The following is a 25834-nucleotide window of genomic DNA, read 5'->3' as shown; positions in this document are numbered from 1 at the left end:
TGCGCCGACCGGCTCAGCGCTGGCGAGCCTTGAAGCGCGGGTTCGACTTGCAGATCACGAAGATCTTGCCGCGACGGCGCACAACCTTGCAGTCACGATGACGGGCCTTCGCCGACTTCAGGGAGGACAGGATTTTCATGGCATACCTCGGCGGATAACTGTTGGAGATCTCAGGAGCGCGGCCGCGGATATGCAGATTGACGCTCGTCAAGCCCGCCATTCTACCGGGCCAATCCACGCCGGTTCAAGTGTTTGCGTGGCTGAAGTCTGCGGGGAGGGCGGGCTGGGCGCTAGAATGCCGGCTTCCCCGTTCCAGATCCAGGCCTTCCGGATGAGCCAACTTGCCCCTGTTCTCACGATTGACGGCCCTTCCGGTGCCGGCAAAGGCACCGTGAGCCGTATCGTCGCTGCCCGGCTGGGGTGGCACTACCTCGACTCCGGGGCACTGTACCGGGCGGTGGGGGTGGCGGCCAGCTGGGCCGATATCGACACCTCCGATGCTTCGGCGCTGGTGCGTTGCACGTTCGATACCCGGGTGCAGTTTGTCGAGCAGGGGGAAAACCTGCGAGTGATCGTCAATGGCACCGATGCCACCGACGAACTGCGGCTGGAGACTTCCGGGGCGTTGGCCTCGGCGGTGGCGGCCATTCCCGAGGTGCGGGCGGCGCTGAAAGAGCGACAGCGCGCATTCAGGGTCCAGCCGGGGCTGGTGGCCGACGGCCGTGACATGGGTACGGTGATTTTCCCGGATGCTCCATTCAAGATTTTCCTGACCGCGAGCGCCGAGGAGCGGGCGCTCAGGCGCCATAAGCAGTTGAAGGAGAAAGGGGTTTCTGTTAGCTTTGATGACCTCCTGCGCGAGATCATGGCCCGCGACGCCCGTGATGCACAGCGCGCAGTGGCGCCCCTGAGGCCGGCCGATGACGCCGTCCTCATCGACACCAGCGGTATTGGCATTGATGACGTCGTTGCCAAGGTGCTGGATCTGGTTTCCGCCCAGGGAGCCTGATCCACTACGACTGCGTTGAGTGTGGCCGGATGGAATGGCCGCAGTCGCAGAAAGTGATGTTGCAACAGCCCCGCTGCGCAATGGTGTGTAGCGGGTTTTTCCATTCACGTGCGGCCGCTTGCACAGGGTCGACCAACAGGCTGGGCAATCCGGATTTCCCGCAACAGATCCGCTGCCCGTGTGTTCAACTGAGTAAATCTAATGACCGAATCATTTGCCGAACTGTTTGAAGCCAGTCAAGCCAACCTGGCCAAGCTGAAGCCCGGTGCCATCGTCATCGGTACCGTCGTTGACGTCCGCGGTGACGTGGTGGTTATCAACGCCGGCCTGAAGTCCGAAGGCATCGTGCCGATCGAACAGTTCCGTAACGACGCTGGTGAGATCGACGTGGGCGTGGGCGACGAAGTCAAGGTCGCACTCGACTCGCTCGAGAACGGCTTCGGCGAAACCATCCTGTCGCGCGAGAAGGCCAAGCGCGCCATGGTGTGGGACGAGCTGGAAGAAGCGTTGGAGAACAACGAAACCATCACCGGCCGCATCAGCGGCAAGGTCAAGGGTGGTTTCACCGTGGACATCAAGGATGTCCGCGCATTCCTGCCCGGTTCGCTGGTGGATGTGCGCCCGGTGCGCGACCCGGCCTACCTGGAAGGCAAGGAGCTGGAGTTCAAGCTCATCAAGCTCGACCGCAAGCGTAACAACGTGGTCGTTTCCCGTCGTGCGGTTGTCGAGAGCGAGCACTCGGAAGAGCGCGAGCAGCTGATGGACAAGCTGCAGGAAGGCGCGATCCTGAAGGGTGTCGTCAAGAACCTGACCGACTACGGCGCGTTCGTGGACCTGGGCGGTATCGACGGCCTGCTGCACATCACCGACATGGCATGGAAGCGCGTGCGCCATCCGTCCGAAGTCGTGAATGTCGGCGACGAGCTGGACGTACGCGTGCTGAAGTTCGACCGCGAGCGCAACCGCGTTTCGCTGGGCCTGAAGCAGCTGGGCGAGGATCCGTGGGACAACATCGCCCGCCGTTACCCGGCCAACTGCCGCGTGTTCGGCAAGGTCTCCAACGTCACCGATTACGGCGCGTTCGTCGAGATCGAGCCGGGCGTGGAAGGCCTGGTGCACGTCTCGGAAATGGACTGGACCAACAAGAACGTCAATCCGTCCAAGGTTGTGCAGGTCGGTGACGAAGTCGAAGTGATGGTGCTGGACGTGGATGAAGAGCGTCGCCGCATCTCGCTGGGCATGAAGCAGGTTGCCGCCAACCCGTGGGAAACCTTCGCTGCCATCTACAAGAAGAACGACAAGGTGTCGGGCCAGATCAAGTCGATCACCGACTTCGGCATCTTCATCGGTCTGGACGGTGGTATCGACGGTCTGGTGCACCTGTCCGACATCAGCTGGAACACCACCGGCGAAGACGTCGTGCGCAACTTCAAGAAGGGCGACACGCTGGAAGCCGTGGTGCTGGCAGTGGATCCGGAGCGCGAGCGCATCTCGCTGGGCGTCAAGCAGCTGGAGCAGGATCCGTTCGGCCAGTACATGGCGGCCAACCCGAAGGGCTCCAAGGTTGAAGGCGTGGTGAAGGAAGTCGACGCCAAGGGTGCCGTAATCGATCTGGGCGAGGGCGTTGAGGGCTACGTGATGGCCCGCGACATCTCCCACGACCGTATCGACGACGCCAGCCAGCACCTGAAGGTAGGCGACAAGATCGAAGCCAAGTTCGTGGGCATGGACCGCAAGGGCCGCAGCCTGCAGCTGTCGATCAAGGCCAAGGACGAAGCCGAAACCGCCGAAGCACTGGCCGAGTTCAACAAGACCTCGACCGAAGCGGCGACCGGCACCACCAGCCTCGGTGCGCTGCTGCGTGCGCAGCTGAACAACAAGTCCGAGTAATCGGGCGGCTGTTGTGATGTGACCTGGACGGCCCGGACTAGAATCCGGGCCGTTTCAGGGTAAGACCCTGCCATTGACGAGTACGCAATGACCAAGTCCGAACTGATCGAAATCCTTTCACGCCATCAGGCGCATCTGAAGGCGGACGATGTCGATCTGGCGGTGAAGACATTGCTGGAAATGATGGGCGGGGCGCTGGCCTCGGGTGAGCGTATCGAGATCCGTGGTTTCGGCAGTTTTTCCCTGCATTACCGCCCGCCGCGCATGGGCCGCAACCCGAAGACGGGTGAGTCGGTCGCGCTGCCAGGCAAGCATGTCCCGCACTTCAAGCCTGGCAAGGAGTTGCGTGAGCGTGTCAGTGATGTGATGCCGCTGGAAAGCAATCCGGCTTGAATCCTGTCGCCGCCTGCATGTGGCGGACGGTAAGCTACGGACTTCTGTTCCGGGAGTGTATGGCCGCATGAAGGCTGTTCGTTTGTTGCTGCTGCTGGCGGTGCTGGTCGGCGGCCTGGTGATTGGCTCGCTCAACTCGCGGCCGATTGAAATCAGCTTCGCCTTCTGGGTACTGAAGACCACTTCGGGCATCGCCATCATCGGTTCGCTGCTGCTGGGCGCCCTGGTGGGAGGCGGTATGGTGATGGCTGGACTGGTCATTCCCCTTTACGCCCGGCTGAGACGCGCGAACAAGGCCGCGATAGCGGCTGGAGCCGAGCCGGCGGCGCCCGTGCAATCTCCTTCACCTTTCGATGAGCGTTGATCGCAGATGGCCTTTATCAGTGAGTGGTTCTGGTTTTTCCTGTTCCTGCCGATTGCCGCGATCAGCGGCTGGGTGATTGGCCGTCGTGGTGGTCAGCGGCACAGTGAAAACCAGGTCAGCCGGCTCTCAAGCACCTACTTCCGTGGCCTGAACTATCTGCTCAACGAGCAGCCGGACAAGGCGATCGAACTGTTTTTGCATATCGCCGAGCTGGACAAGGAAACCTTTGAAACGCAGGTCGCGCTGGGACACCTGTTCCGCCGACGGGGCGAGGTGGATCGTGCCATCCGTTTGCACCAGGGGCTGGTCAGCCGCAACGACCTGAGCGATGCGCAGCGGGTGCAGGCGCTGCTGGCGCTGGGTGAGGACTACATGAAGTCCGGCTTACTGGACCGTGCCGAAACCGTGTTCACTGAACTTGCGGAACTGGACCAGCGTGCGCCGCAGGCGCTCAAGCACCTGATCGGCATCTACCAGTCCGAGCGTGACTGGGAAAAGGCGATCGAGAACGCCACCCGTTATGAGGAAGTCACCGGCGATCCGATGGGCAAGCTGATCGGGCAGTTCGAATGCGAGCTGGCCGAGCGCCACCGTGCCGCGGGTCGCTTGGAAGAGGCGCGTGCGGCAATCATCCGTGCCAACGCCGCCGATGCGATGAGTGTGCGGGCCGGCATCATTGAGGGCCGCTTGGAAAGCGACTTCGGCCATGATGAAGCGGCGGTGCGGGCATTCGAGCGCGCTGCGCGCAATGATCCGGACTACCTGCCGGAGATCCTGCCGCAATTGCTGCAGAACTACCGCAATGTCGGTGACATCGCCGGTGCCCGTGCGTTCCTTGCGGAAATGACCGAGCACTATCGCGGTATCGCGCCGGTACTGGCGTTGACCCGCCTGATGGAAGAACAGGAAGGCACCGCGCCGGCGCGGGCCTATCTGGGCCGGCAACTGAAGGACCGGCCGTCGGTACGCGGGGAGTCGGCGCTTATCGACCTGACCTTGGCCGAGGGCGCGGATCCGGTTGCGACGCTGCAGGACCTGAAGCACATCACCGATCAGCTGCTGGTACGGAATCCGGCCTACCGCTGTACCCGCTGCGGGTTCGGGGCGCGTACCCACCACTGGCAGTGTCCCAGCTGCAAGGAATGGGGGACGGTGAAGCCACTGCTCAACTTCGCGGTGCTTTGACGCGTGCAAGCCAGGTATCTGCTTCTGCTGGCACTGACCTCCCTCTCGGCGGCCCTGCTGACGTGGGGAGCGATCCATTACGCGCATTGGCGCCAGTTGATGGACCTTCCCGGCGCGCGACGCAGTCATCAGGTGTCCACGCCACGTGGCGGAGGTATCGCCATCGTCGTGTCGCAGTTGCTGGTATGCGCTGTTGCGGTGGTCGTTTTTCCTGCTGCTACCGCCTCACTGCTGGTTTTTGCGCTGGGATTGCTGCTGGTGGCAGGCATCGGCTGGTGGGACGATCACCGCCCATTGCCAGCGCTTACGCGCCTTTGCGTCCATCTGCTGGCCGCGCTTCTGCTTGGCGGACTGGTCTGGGCCGCGACCGGCAGCCTGCTGAAGGCGGTGTTTTGCGCGGGTCTGACGGTGTCGTTGATCAACATCTGGAACTTCATGGATGGGATCAACGGTCTGGCAACCACGCAGGCGATCCTGGTAGGAATCGGGGCGGGGCTGTTGTTGCCGGCACCGTTGTCCTTGGCCGGCTGGCTGCTGGCGGCCGACTGCTTCGGATTTCTTCCCTTCAATTTTCCGCGCGCACGGATATTCATGGGGGATGTCGGCAGCGGCGCACTGGGCTATCTGGTTGCGGCCATCATCGCGCTGGGCCTGTGTACTACCGAGGTGGCGCCGGGACTCTGGCTGGTGTTGCCGGCCGCCTTTCTTGTTGATGCCGGTTTCACACTGCTGTTGCGGATGATCAATGGCGAGGCCTGGATGCAGGCCCATACCCAGCATCTCTACCAGCGATTTGTGAAGCGCGGCGCAGGCCACACCGTGGTCACGCTGGGTTACGGAACCTTCAGTGTGCTCGGGCTTACAATCGCCCTGTTTTTCTCACAGCTCCCCCTGGCTTGGGGGTGGACTGCAAGTGTGCTCTGGTTGCTGGCAGGTATGGTGATCTGGATCTCCCTGCGGGCACGGCTGTCTTCATAAGGATGATGCTGAACATGACACCTTGGCGCGAGCGATTTTCTGGTGGCCTGTTGCGGCACGCGGTGATGCTCCATGACCTGCTGATGGTCTGGCTGTGCTGGCAGTTGCTGTTTGCCGGCCGTTACGCACTGTTGCCCTCCCCGCCGCCGCAACCTTGGTTTTCATTCAACGTGCTGGTGGCGCTGGCGTTGCAGGCTTTCGCCTTCTGGAAGGTGGGGCTGTACAGAGGACTTTGGCGTTTTGCCAGCATTGCCGATCTGGTCAATATTTTCAAAGCGGGGTTTGTCGGTCTGCTGCTGATCGTGGTGGTGCTCTCGTTCCGCCGGTTGGAAGGAGTGCCCATCTCCGTGCTGCTGGTTTACCCCTTCGCCCTGTCGGCGCTGCTGGGTGCCCCCCGGCTGATGTACCGGTCGTGGAAGGACTACCAGGCGCTCAATTCTGATGCGCGCGCGCGTCGCGTTCTGGTGCTGGGCGCCGGGCAGGCGGCCGAGTCGCTGGTCAAGGATCTGCGCCGCTCCGGTGATTACGAACCGGTCGGGCTGCTGGATGATTCCCCGCACCTGCAGGGAGCCATACTGCACGGTGCCCCGATTCTCGGCACCCTGGATGATGTTGTCCTCGTCGCCAGGGAGACCGATGCGAAGTTGCTGGTCATCGCCATTCCCACGCTGGATGCCGCCGGCATGCAGCGCGTGGTGGGCTTGTGTGAAAGCACCGGCCTGCCGTTCCGTACCGTGCCGCGACTCACCGATGTGCTCGAGGGAAAAACGGTGCCGGGGCAGTTGAAGGAGGTGGCCATCGAGGACCTGCTCGGGCGCAAGCCGATCCTGCCGGATTGGGAACTGATCCGCGGCTGGTTGCGGGGCCGGACCGTGCTGGTTACCGGCGGTGGTGGTTCCATCGGCTCGGAATTGTGCCGCCAGTGCGCGCGTCATGGTGTTGCCCGGATTGTGGTGGTGGAGATCAGCGAATTGCTGATGATCAACATCCAGTCCGAATTGCGTCGGAATTTTCCGGACCTGCAGGTACAGGGGGTGCTCGGAGACTGCGGTGATCCTGCGGTCATCCGCCATGCGCTGGACAGCTATCAGCCAGACACGGTTTTCCACGCGGCTGCATACAAGCAGGTGCCGCTGCTTGAGGGGCAGCTGCGTGAGGCGGTGCGCAACAACACGTTGGCTACCGAGTGCGTGGCCGCTGCCTGCGTGGAGCGCGGGGTGGAGAAGTTTGTTTTCATTTCCACCGACAAGGCGGTGGATCCGGCCAATTCCCTGGGTGCAACCAAGCGCTACGCGGAGCTGATCTGCCAGAGTCTGGACCGGCGCAGTGACACCACCCGTTTCGTGACCGTGCGCTTTGGCAATGTGCTGGGTTCGGTGGGCAGTGTGGTGCCGCTGTTCCGCGAGCAGATTGCCCGGGGAGGGCCGGTCACCGTGACCCACCCTGACGTCACCCGGTACTTCATGACCATTCCCGAGGCCTGCCTGCTGATCCTGCAGGCGGCTGCCTCCTCCTCCCGTGGTGCGATCTACATGCTGGACATGGGGGAGCCGGTGCTTATCCGGCACTTGGCCGAACAGTTGATCCGTCTGGCAGGCAAGGTGCCGGGTGTCGACATTCCCATTGTCTACACCGGGCTGCGGGCAGGCGAGAAACTGCATGAGACCTTGTTCTACACGGACGAGAACTGCCGCCCGACAACCCACGCCAAAGTCCTGGAAGCTGGAGCACGCGAATTTTCCGCAGAGCAGGTGCTGGGCAATGTAGCCGAGTTGAGGAGGGCAGTGGCCTCCTACGATCTGACGACCTTGCATTCCGTTCTGAGAGCCACGGTTCCGGAATACAGGCCACTGGACTCGCCGGTGGTACACAGTACAAGTGCCAAGATAGTTGCATTTCCCATCAAGGAAGCTGGAAGGAAAAATTGATGCCAGAGAGTGTGAGACGCGTGAAAAAGGCGGTTTTCCCGGTGGCGGGTCTGGGGACCCGGTTTTTGCCGGCAACCAAGACCATTCCCAAGGAGATGTTGCCGATCATTGACCGGCCGTTGATCCAGTACGCGGTGGACGAGGCGATCGAGGCGGGGTGTGACACGCTGATCTTCATCACCAACCGCTACAAGCATGCGGTCGCCGATTATTTCGACAAGGCCTATGAGCTGGAGCAGAAGCTCGAGCATGCTGGCAAGATCGAGCAGTTGGAGCAGATCCGTCATGTATTGCCGGAGGGCGTGCGTGCGGTATTCGTGACCCAGGCTGAAGCACTGGGGCTGGGGCATGCGGTGCTGTGTGCGAAGGCTATCGTCGGGGACGAACCGTTCGCGGTGTTGTTGCCGGACGACCTGATCTGGAACCGTGGCGACGGCGCGCTCAAGCAGATGGCCGACCTCAACGCCGTCAGCGGCGCCAGTGTCATTGCGGTGGAGGACGTGCCGCATGAAAAGACCGGCAGCTACGGCATCGTGGCGACCGACAGGTTTGATGGCCGCAAGGGCCATATCACCCAGATCGTCGAGAAGCCCAGGCCCGAGGATGCGCCGAGTGATCTGGCGGTGGTGGGGCGTTACGTGCTCAGCCCGAAGATCTTCGAGTTGCTGGAAGCAACCGGGACAGGTGCCGGCGGCGAGATCCAGCTGACCGATGCGATCGCGCAGCTGCTCAAGACCGAGCAGGTGGACGCCTATCGGTTTGAAGGCACCCGCTTTGACTGCGGCACGCATCTGGGACTGGTGGAAGCGACGATCCGTTTCGCATTGGAAAACCCGAAGCTGGCCGGTCCGGCGCGCGAGGTCATGCAGAAGATGCTGGCCGAGTAAATGCAGTGCTTTCCGGACGCTGGTCGTCAAGGTTGAAAGGCAGAAGGGCAGCCGTTGGCTGCCCTTCCTGTTTTCTACGCTCTGCAAAGCCGTGTGGCCGGTTTCCAGGGCATGACGCCGTGGCATGAAAAGAAAGGGCAGCCCGCAGGCCGCCCTTCCAGTGTCATCCAGTGGGCCGGATTACAGCGATTCGAAGATGCCCGCTGCACCCATGCCGGTACCGATGCACATGGTGACCATGCCGTACTTCTGCTGGCGACGGCGCAGGCCGTGCAGGATCGTGGCGGTACGGATCGCGCCGGTGGCGCCCAACGGGTGGCCCAGGGCGATGGCGCCGCCCAGCGGGTTGACCTTGGACGGGTCCAGGCCGCAATCGCGGATGACCGCCAGCGACTGCGCGGCGAAGGCCTCGTTGAGCTCGATCCAGTCCAGCTGGTCCTGGCTCAGGCCGGCCTGCTTGAGCGCCTTCGGAATGGCGGCGATCGGGCCGATACCCATCACTTCCGGGCGCACGCCGGCCACCGAGAAGCTGACGAAGCGGGCCAACGGGGTCAGGCCGTAGTCCTTGATCGCCTGCTCCGAGGCCAGCAGCACCGCGCCTGCGCCATCGCTCATCTGCGAGGAGTTGCCGGCAGTGACAGTGCCGCCGAACTGGCCGTTGCGGAATACCGGACGCAGCTTGGCCAGGCCTTCGGCGGAGGAATCCAGGCGCGGGCCTTCGTCAGTATCGGCGATCTTGTTGCGGGTGATGATGCGCTTGCCGTCGGTCAGGTCAGGCAGGTGGGAGACGATGTCGTAGGGGCTGATCTCGTCCTTGAACTCGCCGTTCTGGATCGCGGCGATGGCCTTCTGGTGCGAGGCCAGGGCGAAGGCGTCCTGGTCTTCGCGCGAGACCTTCCATTCCTCGGCGACCTTCTCGGCGGTGATGCCCATGCCGTAGGCGATCGCGGTGTGGTCGTTGTCGAACACGCTCGGCGCCATGGCGATCTTGTTGCCCATCATCGGCACCATCGACATCGATTCGGTGCCGCCGGCCAGCATCAGGTCGCTGTTGCCCAGACGGATCTGGTCGGCAGCCATGGCCACGGCCTGCAGGCCGGAGGAGCAGAAGCGGTTCACCGTCTGCGCGGCGATGGTGTTGGGCAGGCCAGCCAGCAGCACGCCGATGCGCGCCACATTCATACCCTGCTCGGCTTCGGGCATCGCGCAGCCGATGATGGCGTCGTCGATGCGGTTGACGTCCACGCCCGGGGCCTGGGCGACCACGCTCTTGAGCACGTGGGCGAGCATGTCGTCCGGACGGGTGTTGCGGAACATGCCCTTGGGCGCCTTGCCCACCGGGGTGCGGGTGGCGGCGACGATGTAGGCGTCCTGGATTTGCTTGGTCATTGCAGTGATCTCTTCAATAGGTGTGAGCGTGAGGGCGGGCGAGGGCGGCGCTGGCAGCGCCACCCCGAGGCACGCTCACTCAGTTCCGCAGCGGCTTGCCGGTGGTCAGCATGTGCGCGATGCGGGCCTGGGTCTTTTCCTGCTGGGCCAGTTCGACGAAGTGCTTGCGCTCCAGGGTGAGCAGCCACTCTTCGTCGACCACGGTGTTGCGATCGACCTTGCCGCCGCACAGCACGGTGGCGATGCGCTCGGCGATCTCGTAGTCGTAGGGGCTGATGAAACGGCCTTCCAGCATGTTGACCAGCATCATCTTGAAGGTGGCGATGCCTACGTCACCGGCCACGCGGATGCGGCGTGCCGGCAGCGGCGGCCGGTAGCCACCTTCGGCCAGTGCGGTGACTTCGGCCTTGGCGATGTGCAGCAGCTCGAAGCTGTTGAACACGACCTTGTCGGTGCCGCGCATCAGGCCCAGTTCCTTGGCGTTGACCGCTGAGTTGGAGACCTTGGCCATGGCCACGGTTTCGAAGGTCTTCTTCAGCTCGGCGAACACGTCGCCGTCGTGACCGGCGGCCTGCGAGGCGCGCACGGCGATTTCCTTCAGGCCACCACCGGCTGGCAGCAGGCCGACGCCGGCTTCCACCAGACCGATATAGCTTTCCAGCGCCGCCACCGACTTGGCCGCATGCATCTGGAATTCGCAGCCGCCACCCAGCGCCAGGCCGCGCACGGCGGTCACCACCGGCACGGTGGCGTACTTGATGCGCTGACTGGTGCGCTGGAAGTTGGCCACCATCGCCTCGAACTCGGCGATCTTGCCGGCCTTCAGTGCGCCCAAGGCACCGGCCAGATCGGCGCCGGCCGAGAAGGGCTCCTTGTTCTGCCAGATCACCACGCCCTTGAACTGCTTCTCGGCCAGGCCGATGGCGTGCTGGATGCCGTCCAGCACCTGGTCGGACACGGTGTTCATCTTGGTCTTGAAACTGATGACGCCGATGCCGTCACCGTCGGTCCACAGGCGGATGCCGTCGTTCTCGAACACGGTTTCGCCGGGTGCGAACTTCTCGCCCAGCAGCGCATCCGGGAAGCGCTGGCGCTGGTACACCGGCAGCGATGAGCGCGGCACCAGGGCGTTCTGCGTCGGGCTGTAGCTACCTTCGGCGGCATGCACGCCGTCACGGCCGTCCAGTACCCAGGCCGGCAGCGGCGCATTGCTCATGCTCTTGCCGGCGGCGATGTCGTCGGCGATCCACTGCGCCACCTGCTTCCAACCAGCAGCCTGCCAGGTCTCGAACGGGCCCAAGGACCAGCCGTAGCCCCAGCGGATGGCCAGGTCCACGTCGCGCGCGGTTTCAGCGATATCGGCCAGGTGGTAGGCGCTGTAATGGAACAGGTCGCGGAACGTCGCCCACAGGAACTGCGCGTGCGGGTGCTGGCTTTCGCGCAGCTTGGCGAACTTCTCGGCCGGGTTCCTGATCTTCAGGATCTCGACCACTTCCGGTGCAGCCGCGCGATCGGCCGGGCGGTAGTCCTGCTTCTCAAGGTCGATGACCATGATGTCCTTGCCGACCTTGCGGAAGATGCCGGCGCCGGTCTTCTGGCCCAGTGCACCCTTGCCGATCAGCGCGCCCAGCCATGCCGGCGCGTTGAAATACTTGTGCCACGGATCGTCAGGCAGGGTGTCGCCCATGGTCTTGATGACGTGGGCCATGGTGTCCAGGCCGACCACATCGGAGGTGCGGTAGGTGGCCGACTTCGGGCGGCCGACCAGTGGCCCGGTCAGGCCGTCCACTTCGTCAAAGCCCAGGCCGAACTGCTGGGTGTGGTGGATGGTGGACAGGATCGAGAACACGCCGATGCGGTTGCCGATGAAGTTCGGGGTGTCCTTGGCGTACACCACGCCCTTGCCCAGGTTGGTGGTCAGGAAGGTTTCAAGACCCTCCAGCACGGCCTTGTCGGTGGTCTTGGCCGGGATCAGCTCGGCCAGGTGCATGTAGCGCGGCGGGTTGAAGAAATGCACGCCGCTGAAGCGGTGGCGTAGCTCTTCCGGCAGCACGTCGGCCAGCTTGTTGATGCCCAGGCCCGAGGTGTTGGAAGCCAGTACCGCGTGCTCGTTCACGAACGGCGCGATCTTCCTGTACAGGTCCTGCTTCCAGTCCATCCGTTCGGCGATGGCCTCGATGATCAGGTCGCAGTCGCGCAGCTGCTCCAGCCCCGAGTCGTAGTTGGCCGGGGTGATGGCTTCGGCCAGGGACTTGGACGCCAGCGGTGCCGGGCTCAGCTTGCCGAGGTTGGCGATGGCCTTGAGCACGATGCCGTCGGCAGGACCTTCCTTGGCGGCCAGGTCGAACAGCACGGTGTCGATGCCGGCATTGGTCAGGTGGGCGGCGATCTGCGCACCCATGACGCCTGCGCCCAGGACGGCGGCGCGGCGGACAAGCAGGGAATTGGACATATCGATAAACCTTTGGTCTGCGATGACGGGTGGATCAGGTGAGGGACGAATCCGGCGTACGTGCGCTTGCACGGAAACCGGCTTCAGCGAAATGGATCAGCTCCTGCGCGGCCTTGCGACGGTGCTCGGCCTCGCTGATGTTGGCCGGGCGTTTGATCAGGCCGAAATCGGCCATGGCGTAGGTCAGTGAGCCGGCCAGGAAGTCCAGGCGCCAGTACAGCTCTTCCTTGCTCAGGCCCGGCACGCAGGCGCCGATGGCCTTGCCGAACTCGCGCAGCACGTGGCCGTAGTGGTCGGAGAGGAACTTGCGCAGGTTGTCGTTCTTCTCGGCATAGGCGCGGGCGATGACGCGGACGAAGGCGCCACCGCTCTGGCGATCCTGGGCCAGAGCCAATGCAGGCTCCACGAAGGCCGCCAGTACCGCACGCAGATCGTCCGGCTGGGCGCTGCGGGCCTGTTCCAGCTGGCCCAGGCGGGCGGCGGTCATCTCGTCCATGCGGCGCCGGAATACCTCATTGACCAGGTTTTCCTTGGACCCGAAGTGGTAGTTGACCGCGGCGATGTTCACGTCGGCGTGACTGGTCACCTGCCGCAACGAGGTACCGGCGAAGCCGTACTGGGCGAACAGTTCTTCGGCGGCGCCGAGAATGCGGTCCTTGGTGGAAAAGCTGGCAGGTTTGCCCATGGCTGGCTCAGTCAATCAAACGATTGTTTGGATCCTACGCTCCATGGTCCGTCCAGGTCATGCTGCTGTGCAGCATCATTCATCCGCCGCTGTGCAAATCACCGGTCCACCCGGTAGAATTGGTGACCGCAATTTCAGGCTAAGCCCGCGTCCGCACGCGGGTTTTTTCATCTACCTCGGGCCAACCGGCCCAGATACCGGAGAATTCCCATGGCGCTGGAGCGCACCCTTTCCATCATCAAGCCCGACGCCGTTGCCAAGAACGTGATCGGCGAAATCTACGCCCGCTTCGAGAAGGCCGGCCTGAAGATCGTTGCCGCCAAGTACAAGCAGCTGTCGCGCGCCGAGGCCGAAGGCTTCTACGCCGTGCACCGCGAGCGTCCGTTCTTCAACGCGCTGGTCGAGTTCATGATCTCCGGCCCGGTGATGATCCAGGCGCTGGAAGGCGAGAATGCCGTGCTGGCCCACCGCGAACTGCTGGGTGCCACCAATCCGAAGGAAGCCGCGCCGGGCACCATCCGCGCCGACTTCGCCGAGTCGATCGACGCCAATGCCGCCCACGGCTCGGATTCGGTCGAGAATGCCGCCATCGAAGTGGCCTATTTCTTCGCCGGCACCGAAGTGGTTTCGCGCTGAGCGAGCTGAGGAGTGGTTGACGTGAACGAGGTCGTGATCCCGTCGGTGCTGGTACCGGCTCCCGCCGCTACCGGACCGGTGGTCAAGAAGCAGAACCTGCTCGACCTCGATCGCGCGGGCCTGGAGCATTTCTTCATCGAGAAACTCGGCGAGAAGAAGTTCCGTGCCCACCAGGTGATGAAGTGGATCCACCACCGCTATGTCACCGACTTCGACCAGATGACCGACCTCGGCAAGCCGCTGCGCGCCAAGCTGCACGCGCATGCCGAGGTCGTCGTCCCCAATATCGTGTTCGACAAGCCTTCCGCCGACGGTACCCACAAGTGGCTGCTGGCGATGGGCACGGATGGCAAGAACGCCATCGAAACCGTGTACATCCCCGACAAGACCCGCGGCACGCTGTGCGTGTCCTCGCAGGTCGGCTGCGGCTTGAACTGCACCTTCTGTTCCACCGCCACCCAGGGCTTCAACCGCAACCTGACCACCGCCGAGATCATCGGCCAGGTGTGGGTTGCCGCCCGCCACCTGGGCAACGTGCCGCACCAGATGCGCCGCCTCACCAACGTGGTGATGATGGGCATGGGCGAGCCACTGATGAATTTCGACAACGTCGTGCGCGCCATGAGCATCATGCGTGACGACCTGGGCTACGGCCTGGCGAACAAGCGCGTGACCTTGTCCACCTCCGGTCTGGTGCCGCAGATTGACCGTCTGTCGGTCGAGAGCGATGTGTCGCTGGCGGTATCGCTGCATGCGCCCAACGATGAGCTGCGCGAAACGCTGGTGCCGCTCAACAGGAAATATCCGATCGCCGAGTTGATGGCCTCCTGCGCGCGTTACCTGCGCGGCAACAAGAAGCGCGATTCGGTGACCTTTGAATACACCCTGATGAAGGGCGTCAACGACCAGCCCGAGCACGCCCGCCAGCTGGCGCGGCTGATGCGCCAGTTCGACAACGCGGTGCAGGCCAAGGATTCGGGCAAGGTCAACCTGATCCCGTTCAACCCGTTCCCGGGCACGCGCTACGAGCGCTCGGACGAAGAACAGATCCGTGCGTTCCAGAAGATCCTGCTCGACTCGCAGGTGTTGACCATGGTGCGACGTACCCGTGGCGACGACATCGATGCGGCCTGCGGCCAGCTCAAGGGCCAGGTGATGGATCGCACCCGCCGCCAGGCCGAGTTCAACAAGATCCTCAAATCACTGGATGCCGGGGATGCGCTGGCCTGAGCGCCTGCTCCTGCTGGCTGTTGCAACGCTGCTGGTTGCCGGCTGCGGGCACGGTCGCGACACCCGGGCGGGAAAGATCCGGCACGTCGAACAGGGGGTGCCGCACTACGATCTGCGCGACGACAAGCAGGCGCGCACACGCATGCAGTATCTGGAATTGCTGCGGCTGTCCGGCGACCGGCTGGGGCGCCATGCGTTCGATGACGCGGTGAAATATGCCCGTTCCGCGCAGAAGCTCGCGCCGCGTGTTGCCGATGCGTACACCATCGAGGCGGTGATCGAGGGGCAGCGTGGCAACGCCACGGTCGCCGGTGCGCTCTATCGCAAGGCCACCGAGCTCGCACCGGAGCAGGGTGATGTGCTGAACAACTACGGCGCATGGCTGTGCGGCAACGGTTTTCCGGCCGAAGCCCTGGTCTGGTTCGACCGTGCGCTGACCGATCCGACCTATGGTTTGCGCGCCGATGCCCTGGCCAATGCCGGGGGGTGTGCGCTGGAGGCCGGGCAGCGGGAGCGGGCGGAGCGGAATCTGCGGCAGGCATTGGCCCTGTCGCCACAAAATGCCTATGCGCTGGAATCGATGGCCCGCCATGAATATGCACTGGGTCACTATTTCGAGGCGCGCGCCTTTTACCAGCGGCGTCTGGCGGCTGCGCCGGCGACGGCTTCCGTGTTACAACTTGCCATTCAGATTGAAGAGCGGCTGGGCGATGGCAGCGCCGCAAGCCGGTACCAACAGCGGTTGCGCCAGGAGTTCCCCTCGGCGGCAACCTCGAATCCCAAGGCTGATGCATTGTGATCAACGATCCGGGTGTTTGCGCTTTTGAAGGTGCGGTGGGGTGTGGGGGGCAGCTTCGTCAGGCACGTGAGGCTGCAGGATTGTCGGTCGAACAGGTTGCCGCGCAATTGCGCATGCCGGTGCAGGTGATAACCGCGCTTGAGGCCGAGCAATGGCAGCGGCTGGGCGCGCCGGTATTCGTGCGCGGTCAGCTGCGCAGCTATGCCAGGTTGCTGAAGGTGGATATCGAAGACCTGCTGCAGCAGGCTGGCATCGCGCCGGTCGAGCCGCCGCGGCTTGTCAGCCACGCGCACACGCCGCGACTAAGGCGGTTTGTCGAAAACATGGGCCGGCGTGCCGTTTACGTCGTGATCACCGCTGTGCTGGCGGTTCCGGCCTGGTTCGCTTTCCAGGGGAAACTTGCCGATACACCGCCCAACACGGTGGCGCTGGATGTGGTGCCTGCCGGGCCGGGCACGCAGTCTCCGGCAGGCTCGGCTGCAGTGGTCGAACGGGAGCAGGCGCCTGCCGTAGTGGAGCGTGCGCCCTATATCGCATCGATGGCCCCCGTTGCCCGGCAGACATCTGCAGCGCCTGTGGCTGGGCTGGTATTGAATTTCAGCGGGGACAGCTGGGTGGAAATTGCCGCGCCCGATGGCTCCACGCTCGAGAAAGGGCTGGTTCCGGCCGGTGAGACGCGCAGCTACAAGGCGGGGCAGGTCGGCCGCGTGAAGCTGGGCAACGCCGCTGCAGTGCAGGTTCAGCAGGCTTCCGGCAACGTTGATCTCGCGCCCTACAAGCGCGGCAATGTGGCCCGCTTTACGGTATCCTCTGACGGCTTCGTGGCACCGGTTTCCTACTGAACCCTGGCGCCCAATTAAAACAACAATGCTCCCCGGCAGGGTAGAGCGAGAGTACGCATGGCGATTGACGACCTGCTCGACGAGCACGAACAAGGCGAACGTGTCCGCACCTGGCTTCGCCAGAATGGCGCTGGAATTTTTGGCGGAGTGGTCCTGGGTATCGGCGCTATCGCCGGTTGGCAGTGGTGGCAGAAGGACCAGGTGAACAAGCTGGCTGAAGCCAACGCGCACTATGAAGCGGTCACGCGCAGCCTGCAGTCGAGCGATCTGGACGAAGCGGCCAAGCAGGTGACCGCGCTGGAAAGCGGCAAGGCCGGCATTTACGCCGATCTGGCGGCGCTGGAGCTTGCCAAGGCGCAGGTCGAAGCGGGCAAGGCCGAGGATGCGATCAAGACGCTGCAGGCATTGAAGGCCGAGGGCGAATTCAAGACACTGATCGACCAGCGTATCGCCCGCCTGCTGATCGAAACCGGCAAGCCGGCCGATGCGCTGGCACTGCTGGGCAATGCCGAGGACAGCGCCGGGCTGGAGATCCGCGCTGATGCGCTGATCGCACAGGACAAACGTGACGAGGCGCGCGAGCTCTACCGCCAGTCGCTGGGCAGGCTGGATGTGGCCGCGCCGCAGCGCCGCCTGCTGGAAACCAAGCTGGCCGACGCCGGTGGCACCGTGGCCGACCCTGCAGCGGAGAACAACTGATGAAGCTCAAGCATGTGGCGGGCGTGGCGCTGATCGCGTTGTCGTTGACCGGTTGCTCGACAATGAAGGGCTGGTTTGCGGGGAAGGATGCCGAGGCGAAGAAGGCGCTGGAGCCGGCTGAACTGGTGAAATTCGAGCCGACGGTCAAGGTCGCCAAGATGTGGTCGACCTCGGTCGGCAAGGGCGAGGGCCGGATCGGTGTGCGTCAGGCGCCGGTCGTGGTTGACGGTCGCGTCTATGCGGCGGCGGTGCAGGGCGGTGTGCATGCACTGGACCTCCAGACCGGCAGGAAGGTCTGGCAGTACGTGCCGGCCAAAGAGAAGAAAAAGCCGAAGCTGCGCCTTTCCGGTGGTCCGGGTGTCGGCGAGGGGCTGGTCGTGATCGGCACGCTGGACGGTCAGGTGATCGCGCTGGATGCCGCTGATGGGAGCGAGAAATGGCGCGCCCGGGTATCGGGCGAGGTGATCAGCGCGCCTGCCGTGGCCAATGGCATGGTGTTCGTGCGCAGCAATGATGGCCGTGTCTCGGCACTTGATGCCGGCAGCGGCGAGCAGCGCTGGTTCAACGCACAGGAGCTGCCCGCATTGACGGCGCGCGGCAATGCACCGGTTGTGGCCGGCCCGGGTGTACTGTTCATCGGCAACGACGATGGCACGCTGGCCGCGCTGGCCATGCAGGATGGCCGCCCGTTGTGGGAGCAGATGGTGGGGACGCCGGAGGGGCGTACCGAGCTGGAGCGCATGGCCGATGTGGACGGCGCGCCGGTGCTGGAAGGCAATACGCTGTATGTGAGCAGCTTCAAGAATGAGACCCTGGCTATCGAAGGGCCGACCGGCCGTCCCTTGTGGTCGCGTGACCATGGCGGTGCGGGCGGGCTGGGAGTGTCTTCCGGCAATGTGCTGGTGACCGACGGCAAGGGCGTGGTCTATGGACTGGACAAGATGTCCGGCGCGGCAATGTGGTCGCAGCAGGCGCTGGCGCGCCGTTCGGTGACCGGCCCGGCCATCCAGGGCGACTACGCCGTGGTGGGCGATTACAAGGGCTATCTGCATTGGCTGCGGCTGGACAACGGTGAGCTGGCAGCCCGCGAGAAGGCCGGAGGTGATGCGCTGCTGGCGCAACCTGTGGTGGCTGACGGGATTCTGCTGGTGCAGAACGTGGATGGAAAGCTGACCGCATTCCGGTTGGCCCAATAAAAGGAGTCAAGCGATGCTGCCTTTGGTCGCCCTGGTTGGACGGCCGAATGTCGGCAAGTCCACGCTTTTCAATGCACTTACCCGCACGCGTGACGCGCTGGTCCACGACCAGCCGGGCGTCACCCGCGACCGCAACTATGGTGTCTGCCGTCTCGATGAGGATGTTCCTTTCCTGATCGTTGACACCGGGGGTATTGCCGGTGACGAGGAAGGACTGGCGGGCGCGACGGCGCGCCAGGCCCGTGCCGCGGCCGGCGAGGCGGATCTGGTCGTTTTCGTGGTCGATGCGCGCGATGGAACCTCGGCGCTGGATGACGAAATCCTGGCCTGGCTGCGCAAGCTGGCACGGCCGACCGTGCTGCTGATCAACAAGATCGACGGTACCGACGAAAGTGCGGTGCGTGCCGAGTTCGCGCGCTATGGCTTTGCCGAGATGCTGGCGGTATCGGCCGCACACCGGCAGGGCATCGATGACCTGGTCGATGAGATCATCGAGCGCCTGCCGGAAGAAGGCACCACCGAGACGCTGGATGACGATCCCGAGCGGGTGCGCATCGCCTTTGTCGGCCGCCCCAACGTGGGCAAGTCGACGCTGGTGAACCGCATCCTCGGTGAGGAGCGGATGATCGCCTCGGACGTACCGGGCACCACCCGCGATTCGATCTCGGTGGATCTGGAGCGCGAAGGCAAACTGTACCGGCTGATCGATACCGCCGGCCTGCGGCGTCGCTCGCGGGTCGATGAGGTCGTCGAGAAATTCAGCGTGGTCAAGACGCTGCGCTCGATCGAGCAGTGCCAGGTCGCAGTGTTGATGCTCGATGCCACCGAGGGTGTGACCGATCAGGATGCCAGCGTATTGGGCGCGGTACTGGATGCCGGCCGTGCACTGGTCATCGCCATCAACAAGTGGGACGGGCTGAGCGAGTACCAGCGCGAGCAGGCCGAAACCCAGCTGTCGCTGAAACTGGGGTTCGTGCCGTGGGCGGAGAATGTGCGCATCTCGGCCATGCATGGTTCCGGTCTGCGTGAGCTGTTCCGTGCGATCCATCGTGCGCACGCCTCGGCGACGCATGAATTCAGCACCAGCGAAGTGAACAAGGCGCTGGAGGTGGCCTACGAGTCCAATCCGCCGCCGACCATCCGCGGGCATGTCTCCAAGCTGCGTTATGTGCACCCGGGCGGCAGCAACCCGCCGACCTTCATCGTCCACGGCACGCGCCTGAAGGAGCTGCCGGATTCATACAAGCGCTATCTGGAGAATTTCTTCCGCAAGCGCTTCAAGCTGGTCGGCACGCCGGTGACGTTCCTGTTCCGCGAGGGCGCCAACCCTTACGAGGGCAAGAAGAATGTCCTGACCGAGCGCCAGGTCAAGGCCAAGCGACGCCTGATCAAGCACGTGAAAGGCCGCAAGTGATGGACAGGGCAGCCACTTGGCTGCCCTTCTGTTTGCAGGCGTGCCGGGGGTATGCCGCTGCCTGCCTTTGTTCCCGTCTTTGCCCGCACGTGGCCGGCAAGGTGTGATGCAGGGATTCGTCTTCGGATCGGGTGGCTGTTTCTGTGTGGAGGCGCTCGCGCCTGGCCGATAATCACCCCATGGATATTCGTGAACTGACTCCGCAACAGGCACGCGAGCGGCAGCTGCAAGGCGTGCTCCTGATCGACGTGCGCGAGGCGCACGAGCGCGCTGGTGGTATGGCCGAAGGGGCGGTGGGCATTGCCATGGGCGAGCTGTTGGCTGATCCGGAGCGCCACCTGCACGGGCAGAAGGGCCGTGAGGTCATGCTTGTGTGCCAGAGCGGCAAACGCTCCCGGCATGCGGGGCTGGCGCTGCAGGACGCGGGCTATACGCAGCTGTTCTCCGTTGCCGGTGGCACCGTGGCCTGGCGGCTCGAGGGGCTGCCGCTGGTGCAGCCGCTGCACGATGCCGGTGACCGGGATTTCTACGACCGCTATTCACGCCACCTGCTGTTGCCGCAGGTGGGCGAGAGCGGGCAGCGGCGTTTGCAGCAGGCGCGTGTGCTGGTGTTGGGCGCGGGCGGTCTGGGTGCACCGGCGGCGTTCTATCTGGCCGCGGCGGGGGTGGGCCATCTGCGCATCGTCGACCATGACACGGTGGAGCGCAGCAACCTGCACCGGCAGATTATCCATACCGAAGCCAGCGTCGGCATGGCGAAGGTCGAGTCGGCGCAGGCGCGCCTGCAGGCGCTGAATCCACGGATCGAGGTGGAGGCGATCCAGCAGCGGGTGACGGCGGAAAATATCGATGCGCTGATGCGGGACGTGGATGTCGTGCTCGACGGCTCGGACAATTTCCCGTTGCGTTACCTGCTCAACGATGCCTGCATCAAGCATGCCAGGCCACTGGTGTATGCGGCCATCGAGCGTTTCACCGGGCAGGTGAGCGTGTTCGATGCCGGTCGCCAGCGCGGCGTGTTGCCGTGCTACCGCTGCCTGTTCCCGGAACCACCGCCGCCGGAATTCGCGCCGAACTGCGCCGAGGCCGGTGTGCTCGGCGTACTGCCCGGTCTGGCCGGGGTGATGCAGGCGACGGAGGTGTTGAAGCTGCTGCTGGATACCGGGCAGTCGCTGGCGGGGCGGTTGCTGCGCTTTGATGCGTTGCAGATGCGCTTTCGTGAAACCCGGGTGCCGGTTGATCCGCAGTGCCTGCTGTGCGCACCGGACGCCATCTTCCCCGGCTACATCGATTACGCGGCGTTCTGTTCAAACGCCGGCTGAAGCCACCGGCACGACGACGCATGGATCAGGCGTGGTGCCGCGATGGCGCACGTATGCGCCGTGGCGTGCTCGCAAGCTGCCCGCCGTCCGGTTGCATCGCGGCAGGCGAGGTGTCTGGAATGCCGGAATCAGGGACAATAGCCGGTCCCCGCCGCTGCCTCCCCACGCACATGACCGCATCTTCCGACGCCTCCGTGGCGACTTCCCGCATCCTCGACGGCCGCCGTATCGCCGAGGAACTGCTTGATGATCTGAAGCTGCGGGTGGACGCCCGGCTGGCTGCCGGCCATTCGCGACCGGGGCTGGCGGTGGTGCTGGTGGGGGGGGATCCGGCCTCGGCCGTGTACGTGCGCAACAAGCGCCGGGCGGCGGAAAAGGTCGGTATCGAGGCGTACGACTACGACCTGCCCGAAGGCACCACCGAGGCGCAGCTGCTGGAGCTGATCGATCAGCTCAATGCCGATCCGAAGATCCATGGCATCCTGATCCAGCTGCCGCTGCCGGGTATTCCCGACGCCAACCGGCTGATCCAGCGTATCGACCCGCGCAAGGACGTGGACGGTTTCCATCCGCAGAACGTGGGTCACCTGGCGCTGCGCGAATTCGGCCTGCGGCCCTGCACGCCGCGCGGCATCACCACGCTGCTGGCGCATACCGACCAGCCGGTGCGTGGCCGCAACGCCACCATTGTCGGCGTCAGCAACCATGTCGGCCGGCCGATGGGCCTGGAACTGCTGATTGCCGGCTGCACCGTCACCAGTTGCCACAAGTTCACCCCCCGCGAGGTGCTGGAACAGGCCGTGCGCAATGCCGACATCCTGGTGGTGGCGGTGGGTATTCCCCAGCTGGTGCCGGGCGAATGGGTCAAGCCGGGCGCGGTGGTCATCGATGTCGGCATCAACCGGCTCGATGACGGGCGCCTGGTCGGCGATGTCGGCTTCGAGGCCGCCGTGCAGCGTGCCAGCTGGATCACCCCGGTGCCCGGCGGCGTCGGACCGATGACGGTGGCGACCCTGATGCAGAACACCATCGAGGCCGCCGAGGCGGACGAGCTGGCGGCTTCGCGCTGATTGCCGGGGCCGGAGGCGGCGCCCTTGCGCTGCCGTCGCGGTGGCCGCCATGGGCGGCGATGCCCGGATCGCAGCGCTGGCTGAATACCGGGAGTGGCTGAACCGGTGGTGGGGCCGAGGCCCCTGCCATCGGCGGGCAAAAAAGGGTAAAATGCCGCGCTTCCCCACATATCGGGTACGCCGATGCTGCGCATCCAGGCTGAAGCACTGACATACGACGACGTCTCGCTCGTCCCCGCCCATTCCACGGTCCTGCCCAAGGACGTCGATCTCGGCACGCGCCTGACGCGCGAGCTGCGGTTGAAGCTGCCGATTGTTTCGGCAGCCATGGATACCGTCACCGAAGGCCGGCTGGCGATCGCCATGGCCCAGATCGGCGGCATCGGCATCATCCACAAGAACCTGAGCCTTGAGCAGCAGGCCGCGGAAGTGGCCAAGGTCAAGCGGTTCGAGTCCGGAGTGATCCGCGACCCGATCACGGTCGGCCCGGAAACCAGCATCCGTGACGTGCTCGCGCTGACCCGCGCGCACAACATCTCCGGCGTGCCGGTGGTGGATGGCAGCGGCCAGCTGACCGGCATCGTCACCCATCGCGACATGCGCTTCGAGGCCGAGCTGGATGATCCGGTGCGCCACATCATGACCAAGAAGGATCGACTGGTCACGGTGAAGGAAGGCGCCGCATCGGCGGAAGTGCTGGAGCTGCTGCACCGCAACCGCATCGAAAAGGTGCTGGTGGTCAATGACACGTTCGAGCTGCGTGGCCTGATCACGGTCAAGGATATCCAGAAGAAAACCGACAACCCCAACGCCGCCAAGGATGCTTCGACCCGCCTGCTGGTCGGTGCCGCGGTGGGCGTGGGCGGTGATACCGAGCGTCGCATCGAGGCACTGGTGGCCGCGGACGTGGACGTGGTGGTGGTCGACACCGCGCACGGCCACTCGCAGGGCGTGCTCGACCGCGTGCGCTGGATGAAGAAGAATTTCCCGCACGTGCAGGTCATTGGCGGCAACATCTGTACCGGTGATGCGGCGCTGGCGCTGCTCGACTGCGGCGCCGATGCGGTCAAGGTCGGTATCGGCCCGGGCTCGATCTGCACCACGCGCGTGGTGGCCGGTGTCGGTGTACCGCAGATCACCGCCATCGACCTGGTGGCCGAGGCGCTGCAGGACCGCATCCCGTTGATCGCCGATGGTGGCATCCGCTACTCCGGCGATATCGGCAAGGCGCTGGCCGCCGGTGCCTCGACGGTGATGATCGGCGGGCTGTTTGCCGGTACCGAGGAATCGCCGGGCGAAACCGAACTGTTCCAGGGTCGCAGCTACAAGAGCTACCGCGGCATGGGCTCGCTGGCGGCGATGGAAAAGGGCAGCAAGGACCGTTACTTCCAGGATTCGGCCGATGCCGACAAGCTGGTGCCCGAGGGCATCGAAGGCCGCGTGCCGTATCGCGGTCCGGTCGGCGGCATCGTCCATCAGCTGATGGGTGGCCTGCGTGCGACGATGGGCTATGTCGGTTGCGCCACCATCGAGGAAATGCGTACCCAGCCGAAGTTCGTGAAGATCAGCGGCGCCGGCCAGCGTGAGAGCCACGTCCACGACGTGCAGATCACCAAAGAGCCGCCGAACTACAGAATGGGCTGATCCAGTCCGACGCAAAGAGGGAGACGTTCGCGTGTCCCTCTTTTCGTATCCGTCTTCCGTTTCCGAATTGCATCCGTACTGGCGACATGACCAATATCCACAACGACAAGATCCTCATCCTCGATTTCGGCGCTCAGTACACGCAGCTGATCGCGCGCCGCATCCGCGAGTTCGGCGTGTACTGCGAAGTCTGGGCCTGGGACCATGATCCGGCCGAGATCGCCGCGTTTGGCGCCAAGGGCATCATCCTGTCCGGTGGCCCGGAGAGCACCACCTTGCCGGACGCACCCGCTGCGCCGCAGGAAGTATTCGACAGCGGCCTGCCGCTGCTGGGCATCTGCTACGGCCTGCAGACCATGGCCAAGCAGCTGGGCGGCGGCACCGAGGCGGCCGACCAGCGCGAGTTCGGCCATGCCGAGGTCAAGCTGCTGGGCAATGACGGCCTGCTGGGCGGCCTGTCCGATCATGGCGGTGAGCCGCGCCTGGATGTGTGGATGAGCCATGGCGATCACGTCACCCACGTGCCGCCGGGCTTCGTCATCACTGCGGTCACCGAGCGCATCCCGGTGGCGGCGATGGCCAACGAGGACAAGCGCTGGTACGGCGTGCAGTTCCATCCGGAGGTCACCCATACCAAACAGGGCGGCGCGCTGCTCAAGCGTTTCGTCACCGACATCTGCGGCTGTGCCACGCTGTGGACCGCGGCCAACATCATCGACGACCAGATCGCCCGCGTGCGCGAGCAGGTCGGCAGCGATGAGGTGATCCTGGGCCTGTCCGGCGGCGTGGATTCGTCCGTCGTGGCCGCGCTGCTGCACAGGGCGATCGGCACGCAGCTGACCTGCGTGTTTGTCGATACCGGCCTGTTGCGCTTCCAGGAAGGCGACCAGGTCATGCAGATGATGGCCGAGAACATGGGCGTGAAGGTGGTGCGGGTGGATGCCGCCGACCGTTACTTCAAGGCACTGGAAGGCGTCACCGATCCGGAAGCCAAGCGCAAGATCATCGGCAACCTGTTCGTGGAGATCTTCGACGAGGAGTCGAACAAGCTCGGCAATGCCAAATGGCTGGCGCAGGGCACGATCTACCCGGACGTGATCGAATCGGCCGGCAGCAAGACCGGCAAGGCGCACGTCATCAAGAGCCACCACAACGTCGGCGGCCTGCCCGAAGACATGAAGCTCAAGCTGGTCGAACCGCTGCGCGAGCTGTTCAAGGATGAAGTGCGCCGTCTCGGCGTCGAGCTGGGTCTGCCGCGCACCATGGTCTACCGCCATCCGTTCCCTGGCCCGGGCCTGGGCGTGCGCATCCTCGGCGAAGTGAAGCGCGAGTATGCCGAACTGCTGGCCAAGGCCGATGCGATCTTCATCGAGGAACTGCGCGCGGCCGATCTGTACGACAGGACCAGCCAGGCATTCGCGGTGTTCCTGCCGGTCAAGTCGGTGGGTGTGGTCGGCGATGCGCGCGCCTACGAGTGGGTGATCGCGTTGCGCGCGGTGGAGACCATCGACTTCATGACCGCGCACTGGGCGCACCTGCCGTACGACTTCCTCGGTCGCGTCTCCAACCGCATCATCAACGAGCTGCGTGGCGTCTCGCGCGTGGTCTACGACATCTCCGGCAAACCGCCGGCGACGATCGAGTGGGAGTGATCCGGCAATCACCTCCGGCTGCCGGTGCAGCAATGAACCGGCAATGTGCAGCGCCCCTTATGGGGCGTTGCTTTTGAGCGGCCCGGCGGATTCCATGCGGCCTGGACGAGGGCTGCCCGGCTGCGTCGGCTTTCCATTGCCGGTAGTGCCCGGGACTCGCCGGCGCTTGC

Annotated in this window: 23 protein-coding genes; 19 read left to right on the top strand and 4 right to left on the bottom strand. The window is 64.3% G+C overall.

What is annotated here, in order from left to right; translation table 11 throughout:
* Positions 1 to 13: 13 nt before the first annotated feature.
* A complete protein-coding gene (gene ykgO, locus ACSBPQ_RS10155) occupies positions 14 to 139 on the bottom strand; it encodes a type B 50S ribosomal protein L36 (RefSeq protein ID WP_054656844.1) in 126 nt (41 codons plus the stop codon).
* A gap of 192 nt (positions 140 to 331) precedes the next feature.
* Here ykgO and cmk point away from each other — a divergent pair, with 192 nt between their 5' ends.
* The 8 genes from cmk to galU all read left to right on the top strand — a co-directional run bounded on the left by cmk (position 332) and on the right by galU (position 8634).
* Positions 332 to 1009, top strand: coding sequence for a (d)CMP kinase (gene cmk / locus ACSBPQ_RS10150; protein ID WP_442682034.1), 678 nt, complete (start codon positions 332 to 334; stop codon positions 1007 to 1009).
* 201 nt (positions 1010 to 1210) lie between these two features.
* Entirely contained in the window at positions 1211 to 2899 is a 1689-nt protein-coding gene (gene rpsA, locus ACSBPQ_RS10145) for a 30S ribosomal protein S1 (protein WP_442682033.1), read from the top strand.
* Positions 2900 to 2986: 87 nt separating this feature from the next.
* Entirely contained in the window at positions 2987 to 3292 is a 306-nt protein-coding gene (locus ACSBPQ_RS10140) for an integration host factor subunit beta (protein ID WP_442682032.1), read from the top strand.
* A gap of 67 nt (positions 3293 to 3359) precedes the next feature.
* On the top strand, positions 3360 to 3656 hold the full coding sequence (locus ACSBPQ_RS10135; RefSeq protein WP_442682031.1) for a hypothetical protein: 297 nt from the start codon (positions 3360 to 3362) through the stop codon (positions 3654 to 3656).
* A 6-nt stretch (positions 3657 to 3662) separates the two neighbouring features.
* Complete coding sequence (gene lapB, locus ACSBPQ_RS10130) at positions 3663 to 4841, top strand: lipopolysaccharide assembly protein LapB (RefSeq protein WP_442682030.1); 1179 nt, start codon at positions 3663 to 3665, stop codon at positions 4839 to 4841.
* A gap of 3 nt (positions 4842 to 4844) precedes the next feature.
* Positions 4845 to 5819, top strand: coding sequence for a lipopolysaccharide biosynthesis protein (locus tag ACSBPQ_RS10125; RefSeq protein WP_442682029.1), 975 nt, complete (start codon positions 4845 to 4847; stop codon positions 5817 to 5819).
* Positions 5820 to 5833: 14 nt separating this feature from the next.
* Positions 5834 to 7747 (top strand): polysaccharide biosynthesis protein, encoded by a 1914-nt coding sequence (locus tag ACSBPQ_RS10120; RefSeq protein WP_442682028.1) that lies wholly within the window; start codon positions 5834 to 5836, stop codon positions 7745 to 7747.
* The gene (gene galU, locus ACSBPQ_RS10115) at positions 7747 to 8634 is read left to right on the top strand and encodes a UTP--glucose-1-phosphate uridylyltransferase GalU (protein WP_442682027.1); all 888 of its coding nucleotides are present in this window, start codon (positions 7747 to 7749) and stop codon (positions 8632 to 8634) included. Before ACSBPQ_RS10120 ends, galU begins: the two co-directional genes overlap by 1 nt.
* Before the next feature lie 180 nt (positions 8635 to 8814).
* Here the strand turns inward: galU and ACSBPQ_RS10110 are convergent, their stop codons facing one another.
* The 3 genes from ACSBPQ_RS10110 to ACSBPQ_RS10100 all read right to left on the bottom strand — a co-directional run bounded on the left by ACSBPQ_RS10110 (position 8815) and on the right by ACSBPQ_RS10100 (position 13160).
* A complete protein-coding gene (locus ACSBPQ_RS10110) occupies positions 8815 to 10023 on the bottom strand; it encodes an acetyl-CoA C-acyltransferase (RefSeq protein ID WP_442682026.1) in 1209 nt (402 codons plus the stop codon).
* Between the two features lie 79 nt (positions 10024 to 10102).
* Complete coding sequence (locus ACSBPQ_RS10105; protein WP_442682025.1) at positions 10103 to 12475, bottom strand: 3-hydroxyacyl-CoA dehydrogenase/enoyl-CoA hydratase family protein; 2373 nt, start codon at positions 12473 to 12475, stop codon at positions 10103 to 10105.
* A gap of 34 nt (positions 12476 to 12509) precedes the next feature.
* Positions 12510 to 13160, bottom strand: coding sequence for a TetR/AcrR family transcriptional regulator (locus ACSBPQ_RS10100; RefSeq protein WP_442682024.1), 651 nt, complete (start codon positions 13158 to 13160; stop codon positions 12510 to 12512).
* 210 nt (positions 13161 to 13370) lie between these two features.
* On the opposite strand from ACSBPQ_RS10100, the gene ndk reads away from it, so the two are divergent.
* The 11 genes from ndk to guaA all read left to right on the top strand — a co-directional run bounded on the left by ndk (position 13371) and on the right by guaA (position 25664).
* The gene (gene ndk / locus ACSBPQ_RS10095) at positions 13371 to 13796 is read left to right on the top strand and encodes a nucleoside-diphosphate kinase (RefSeq protein ID WP_442682023.1); all 426 of its coding nucleotides are present in this window, start codon (positions 13371 to 13373) and stop codon (positions 13794 to 13796) included.
* 33 nt (positions 13797 to 13829) lie between these two features.
* Entirely contained in the window at positions 13830 to 15026 is a 1197-nt protein-coding gene (gene rlmN / locus ACSBPQ_RS10090; protein WP_442684567.1) for a 23S rRNA (adenine(2503)-C(2))-methyltransferase RlmN, read from the top strand.
* 10 nt (positions 15027 to 15036) lie between these two features.
* Entirely contained in the window at positions 15037 to 15825 is a 789-nt protein-coding gene (gene pilW, locus ACSBPQ_RS10085; protein ID WP_442684566.1) for a type IV pilus biogenesis/stability protein PilW, read from the top strand.
* Positions 15822 to 16667 carry a helix-turn-helix domain-containing protein gene (locus ACSBPQ_RS10080; RefSeq protein ID WP_442682022.1) on the top strand — a complete coding sequence of 282 codons (846 nt, stop codon included), beginning with the start codon at positions 15822 to 15824 and terminating at the stop codon, positions 16665 to 16667. Before pilW ends, ACSBPQ_RS10080 begins: the two co-directional genes overlap by 4 nt.
* Before the next feature lie 57 nt (positions 16668 to 16724).
* On the top strand, positions 16725 to 17366 hold the full coding sequence (locus ACSBPQ_RS10075; protein ID WP_442682021.1) for a YfgM family protein: 642 nt from the start codon (positions 16725 to 16727) through the stop codon (positions 17364 to 17366).
* Positions 17366 to 18562, top strand: a complete 1197-nt coding sequence (bamB, locus tag ACSBPQ_RS10070) for an outer membrane protein assembly factor BamB (RefSeq protein WP_442682020.1) — start codon at positions 17366 to 17368, stop codon at positions 18560 to 18562. The genes ACSBPQ_RS10075 and bamB overlap by 1 nt, the downstream gene beginning before the upstream one ends.
* Positions 18563 to 18575: 13 nt before the next feature.
* Entirely contained in the window at positions 18576 to 19976 is a 1401-nt protein-coding gene (gene der, locus ACSBPQ_RS10065; RefSeq protein ID WP_442682019.1) for a ribosome biogenesis GTPase Der, read from the top strand.
* Positions 19977 to 20155: 179 nt separating this feature from the next.
* Positions 20156 to 21298 (top strand): molybdopterin-synthase adenylyltransferase MoeB, encoded by a 1143-nt coding sequence (gene moeB, locus ACSBPQ_RS10060; protein ID WP_442682018.1) that lies wholly within the window; start codon positions 20156 to 20158, stop codon positions 21296 to 21298.
* A gap of 170 nt (positions 21299 to 21468) precedes the next feature.
* Positions 21469 to 22368 carry a bifunctional methylenetetrahydrofolate dehydrogenase/methenyltetrahydrofolate cyclohydrolase FolD gene (folD, locus tag ACSBPQ_RS10055; RefSeq protein WP_442682017.1) on the top strand — a complete coding sequence of 300 codons (900 nt, stop codon included), beginning with the start codon at positions 21469 to 21471 and terminating at the stop codon, positions 22366 to 22368.
* 183 nt (positions 22369 to 22551) lie between these two features.
* Positions 22552 to 24012 (top strand): IMP dehydrogenase, encoded by a 1461-nt coding sequence (guaB, locus tag ACSBPQ_RS10050; protein WP_442682016.1) that lies wholly within the window; start codon positions 22552 to 22554, stop codon positions 24010 to 24012.
* Between the two features lie 86 nt (positions 24013 to 24098).
* On the top strand, positions 24099 to 25664 hold the full coding sequence (gene guaA / locus ACSBPQ_RS10045) for a glutamine-hydrolyzing GMP synthase (RefSeq protein ID WP_442682015.1): 1566 nt from the start codon (positions 24099 to 24101) through the stop codon (positions 25662 to 25664).
* Positions 25665 to 25834: the final 170 nt, after the last annotated feature.

The sequence above is a fragment of the Stenotrophomonas sp. JC08 genome, assembly GCF_052180205.1.
GTDB lineage: Bacteria > Pseudomonadota > Gammaproteobacteria > Xanthomonadales > Xanthomonadaceae > Stenotrophomonas.
The sequence above is the reverse complement of the archived record's forward strand: the minus strand, read 5'-3'. Positions and strand labels throughout refer to the sequence as shown.

What these genes read in the sequence shown, in the direction of transcription:
- ykgO (WP_054656844.1), bottom strand. Translation starts at nt 139, where the DNA reads ATGAAAATCCTGTCCTCCCTGAAGTCGGCGAAGGCCCGTCATCGTGAC.
- cmk (WP_442682034.1), top strand. Translation starts at nt 332, where the DNA reads ATGAGCCAACTTGCCCCTGTTCTCACGATTGACGGCCCTTCCGGTGCC.
- rpsA (WP_442682033.1), top strand. Translation starts at nt 1,211, where the DNA reads ATGACCGAATCATTTGCCGAACTGTTTGAAGCCAGTCAAGCCAACCTG.
- ACSBPQ_RS10140 (WP_442682032.1), top strand. Translation starts at nt 2,987, where the DNA reads ATGACCAAGTCCGAACTGATCGAAATCCTTTCACGCCATCAGGCGCAT.
- ACSBPQ_RS10135 (WP_442682031.1), top strand. Translation starts at nt 3,360, where the DNA reads ATGAAGGCTGTTCGTTTGTTGCTGCTGCTGGCGGTGCTGGTCGGCGGC.
- lapB (WP_442682030.1), top strand. Translation starts at nt 3,663, where the DNA reads ATGGCCTTTATCAGTGAGTGGTTCTGGTTTTTCCTGTTCCTGCCGATT.
- ACSBPQ_RS10120 (WP_442682028.1), top strand. Translation starts at nt 5,834, where the DNA reads ATGACACCTTGGCGCGAGCGATTTTCTGGTGGCCTGTTGCGGCACGCG.
- galU (WP_442682027.1), top strand. Translation starts at nt 7,747, where the DNA reads ATGCCAGAGAGTGTGAGACGCGTGAAAAAGGCGGTTTTCCCGGTGGCG.
- ACSBPQ_RS10110 (WP_442682026.1), bottom strand. Translation starts at nt 10,023, where the DNA reads ATGACCAAGCAAATCCAGGACGCCTACATCGTCGCCGCCACCCGCACC.
- ACSBPQ_RS10105 (WP_442682025.1), bottom strand. Translation starts at nt 12,475, where the DNA reads ATGTCCAATTCCCTGCTTGTCCGCCGCGCCGCCGTCCTGGGCGCAGGC.
- ACSBPQ_RS10100 (WP_442682024.1), bottom strand. Translation starts at nt 13,160, where the DNA reads ATGGGCAAACCTGCCAGCTTTTCCACCAAGGACCGCATTCTCGGCGCC.
- ndk (WP_442682023.1), top strand. Translation starts at nt 13,371, where the DNA reads ATGGCGCTGGAGCGCACCCTTTCCATCATCAAGCCCGACGCCGTTGCC.
- ACSBPQ_RS10075 (WP_442682021.1), top strand. Translation starts at nt 16,725, where the DNA reads ATGGCGATTGACGACCTGCTCGACGAGCACGAACAAGGCGAACGTGTC.
- bamB (WP_442682020.1), top strand. Translation starts at nt 17,366, where the DNA reads ATGAAGCTCAAGCATGTGGCGGGCGTGGCGCTGATCGCGTTGTCGTTG.
- der (WP_442682019.1), top strand. Translation starts at nt 18,576, where the DNA reads ATGCTGCCTTTGGTCGCCCTGGTTGGACGGCCGAATGTCGGCAAGTCC.
- moeB (WP_442682018.1), top strand. Translation starts at nt 20,156, where the DNA reads ATGGATATTCGTGAACTGACTCCGCAACAGGCACGCGAGCGGCAGCTG.
- folD (WP_442682017.1), top strand. Translation starts at nt 21,469, where the DNA reads ATGACCGCATCTTCCGACGCCTCCGTGGCGACTTCCCGCATCCTCGAC.
- guaB (WP_442682016.1), top strand. Translation starts at nt 22,552, where the DNA reads ATGCTGCGCATCCAGGCTGAAGCACTGACATACGACGACGTCTCGCTC.
- guaA (WP_442682015.1), top strand. Translation starts at nt 24,099, where the DNA reads ATGACCAATATCCACAACGACAAGATCCTCATCCTCGATTTCGGCGCT.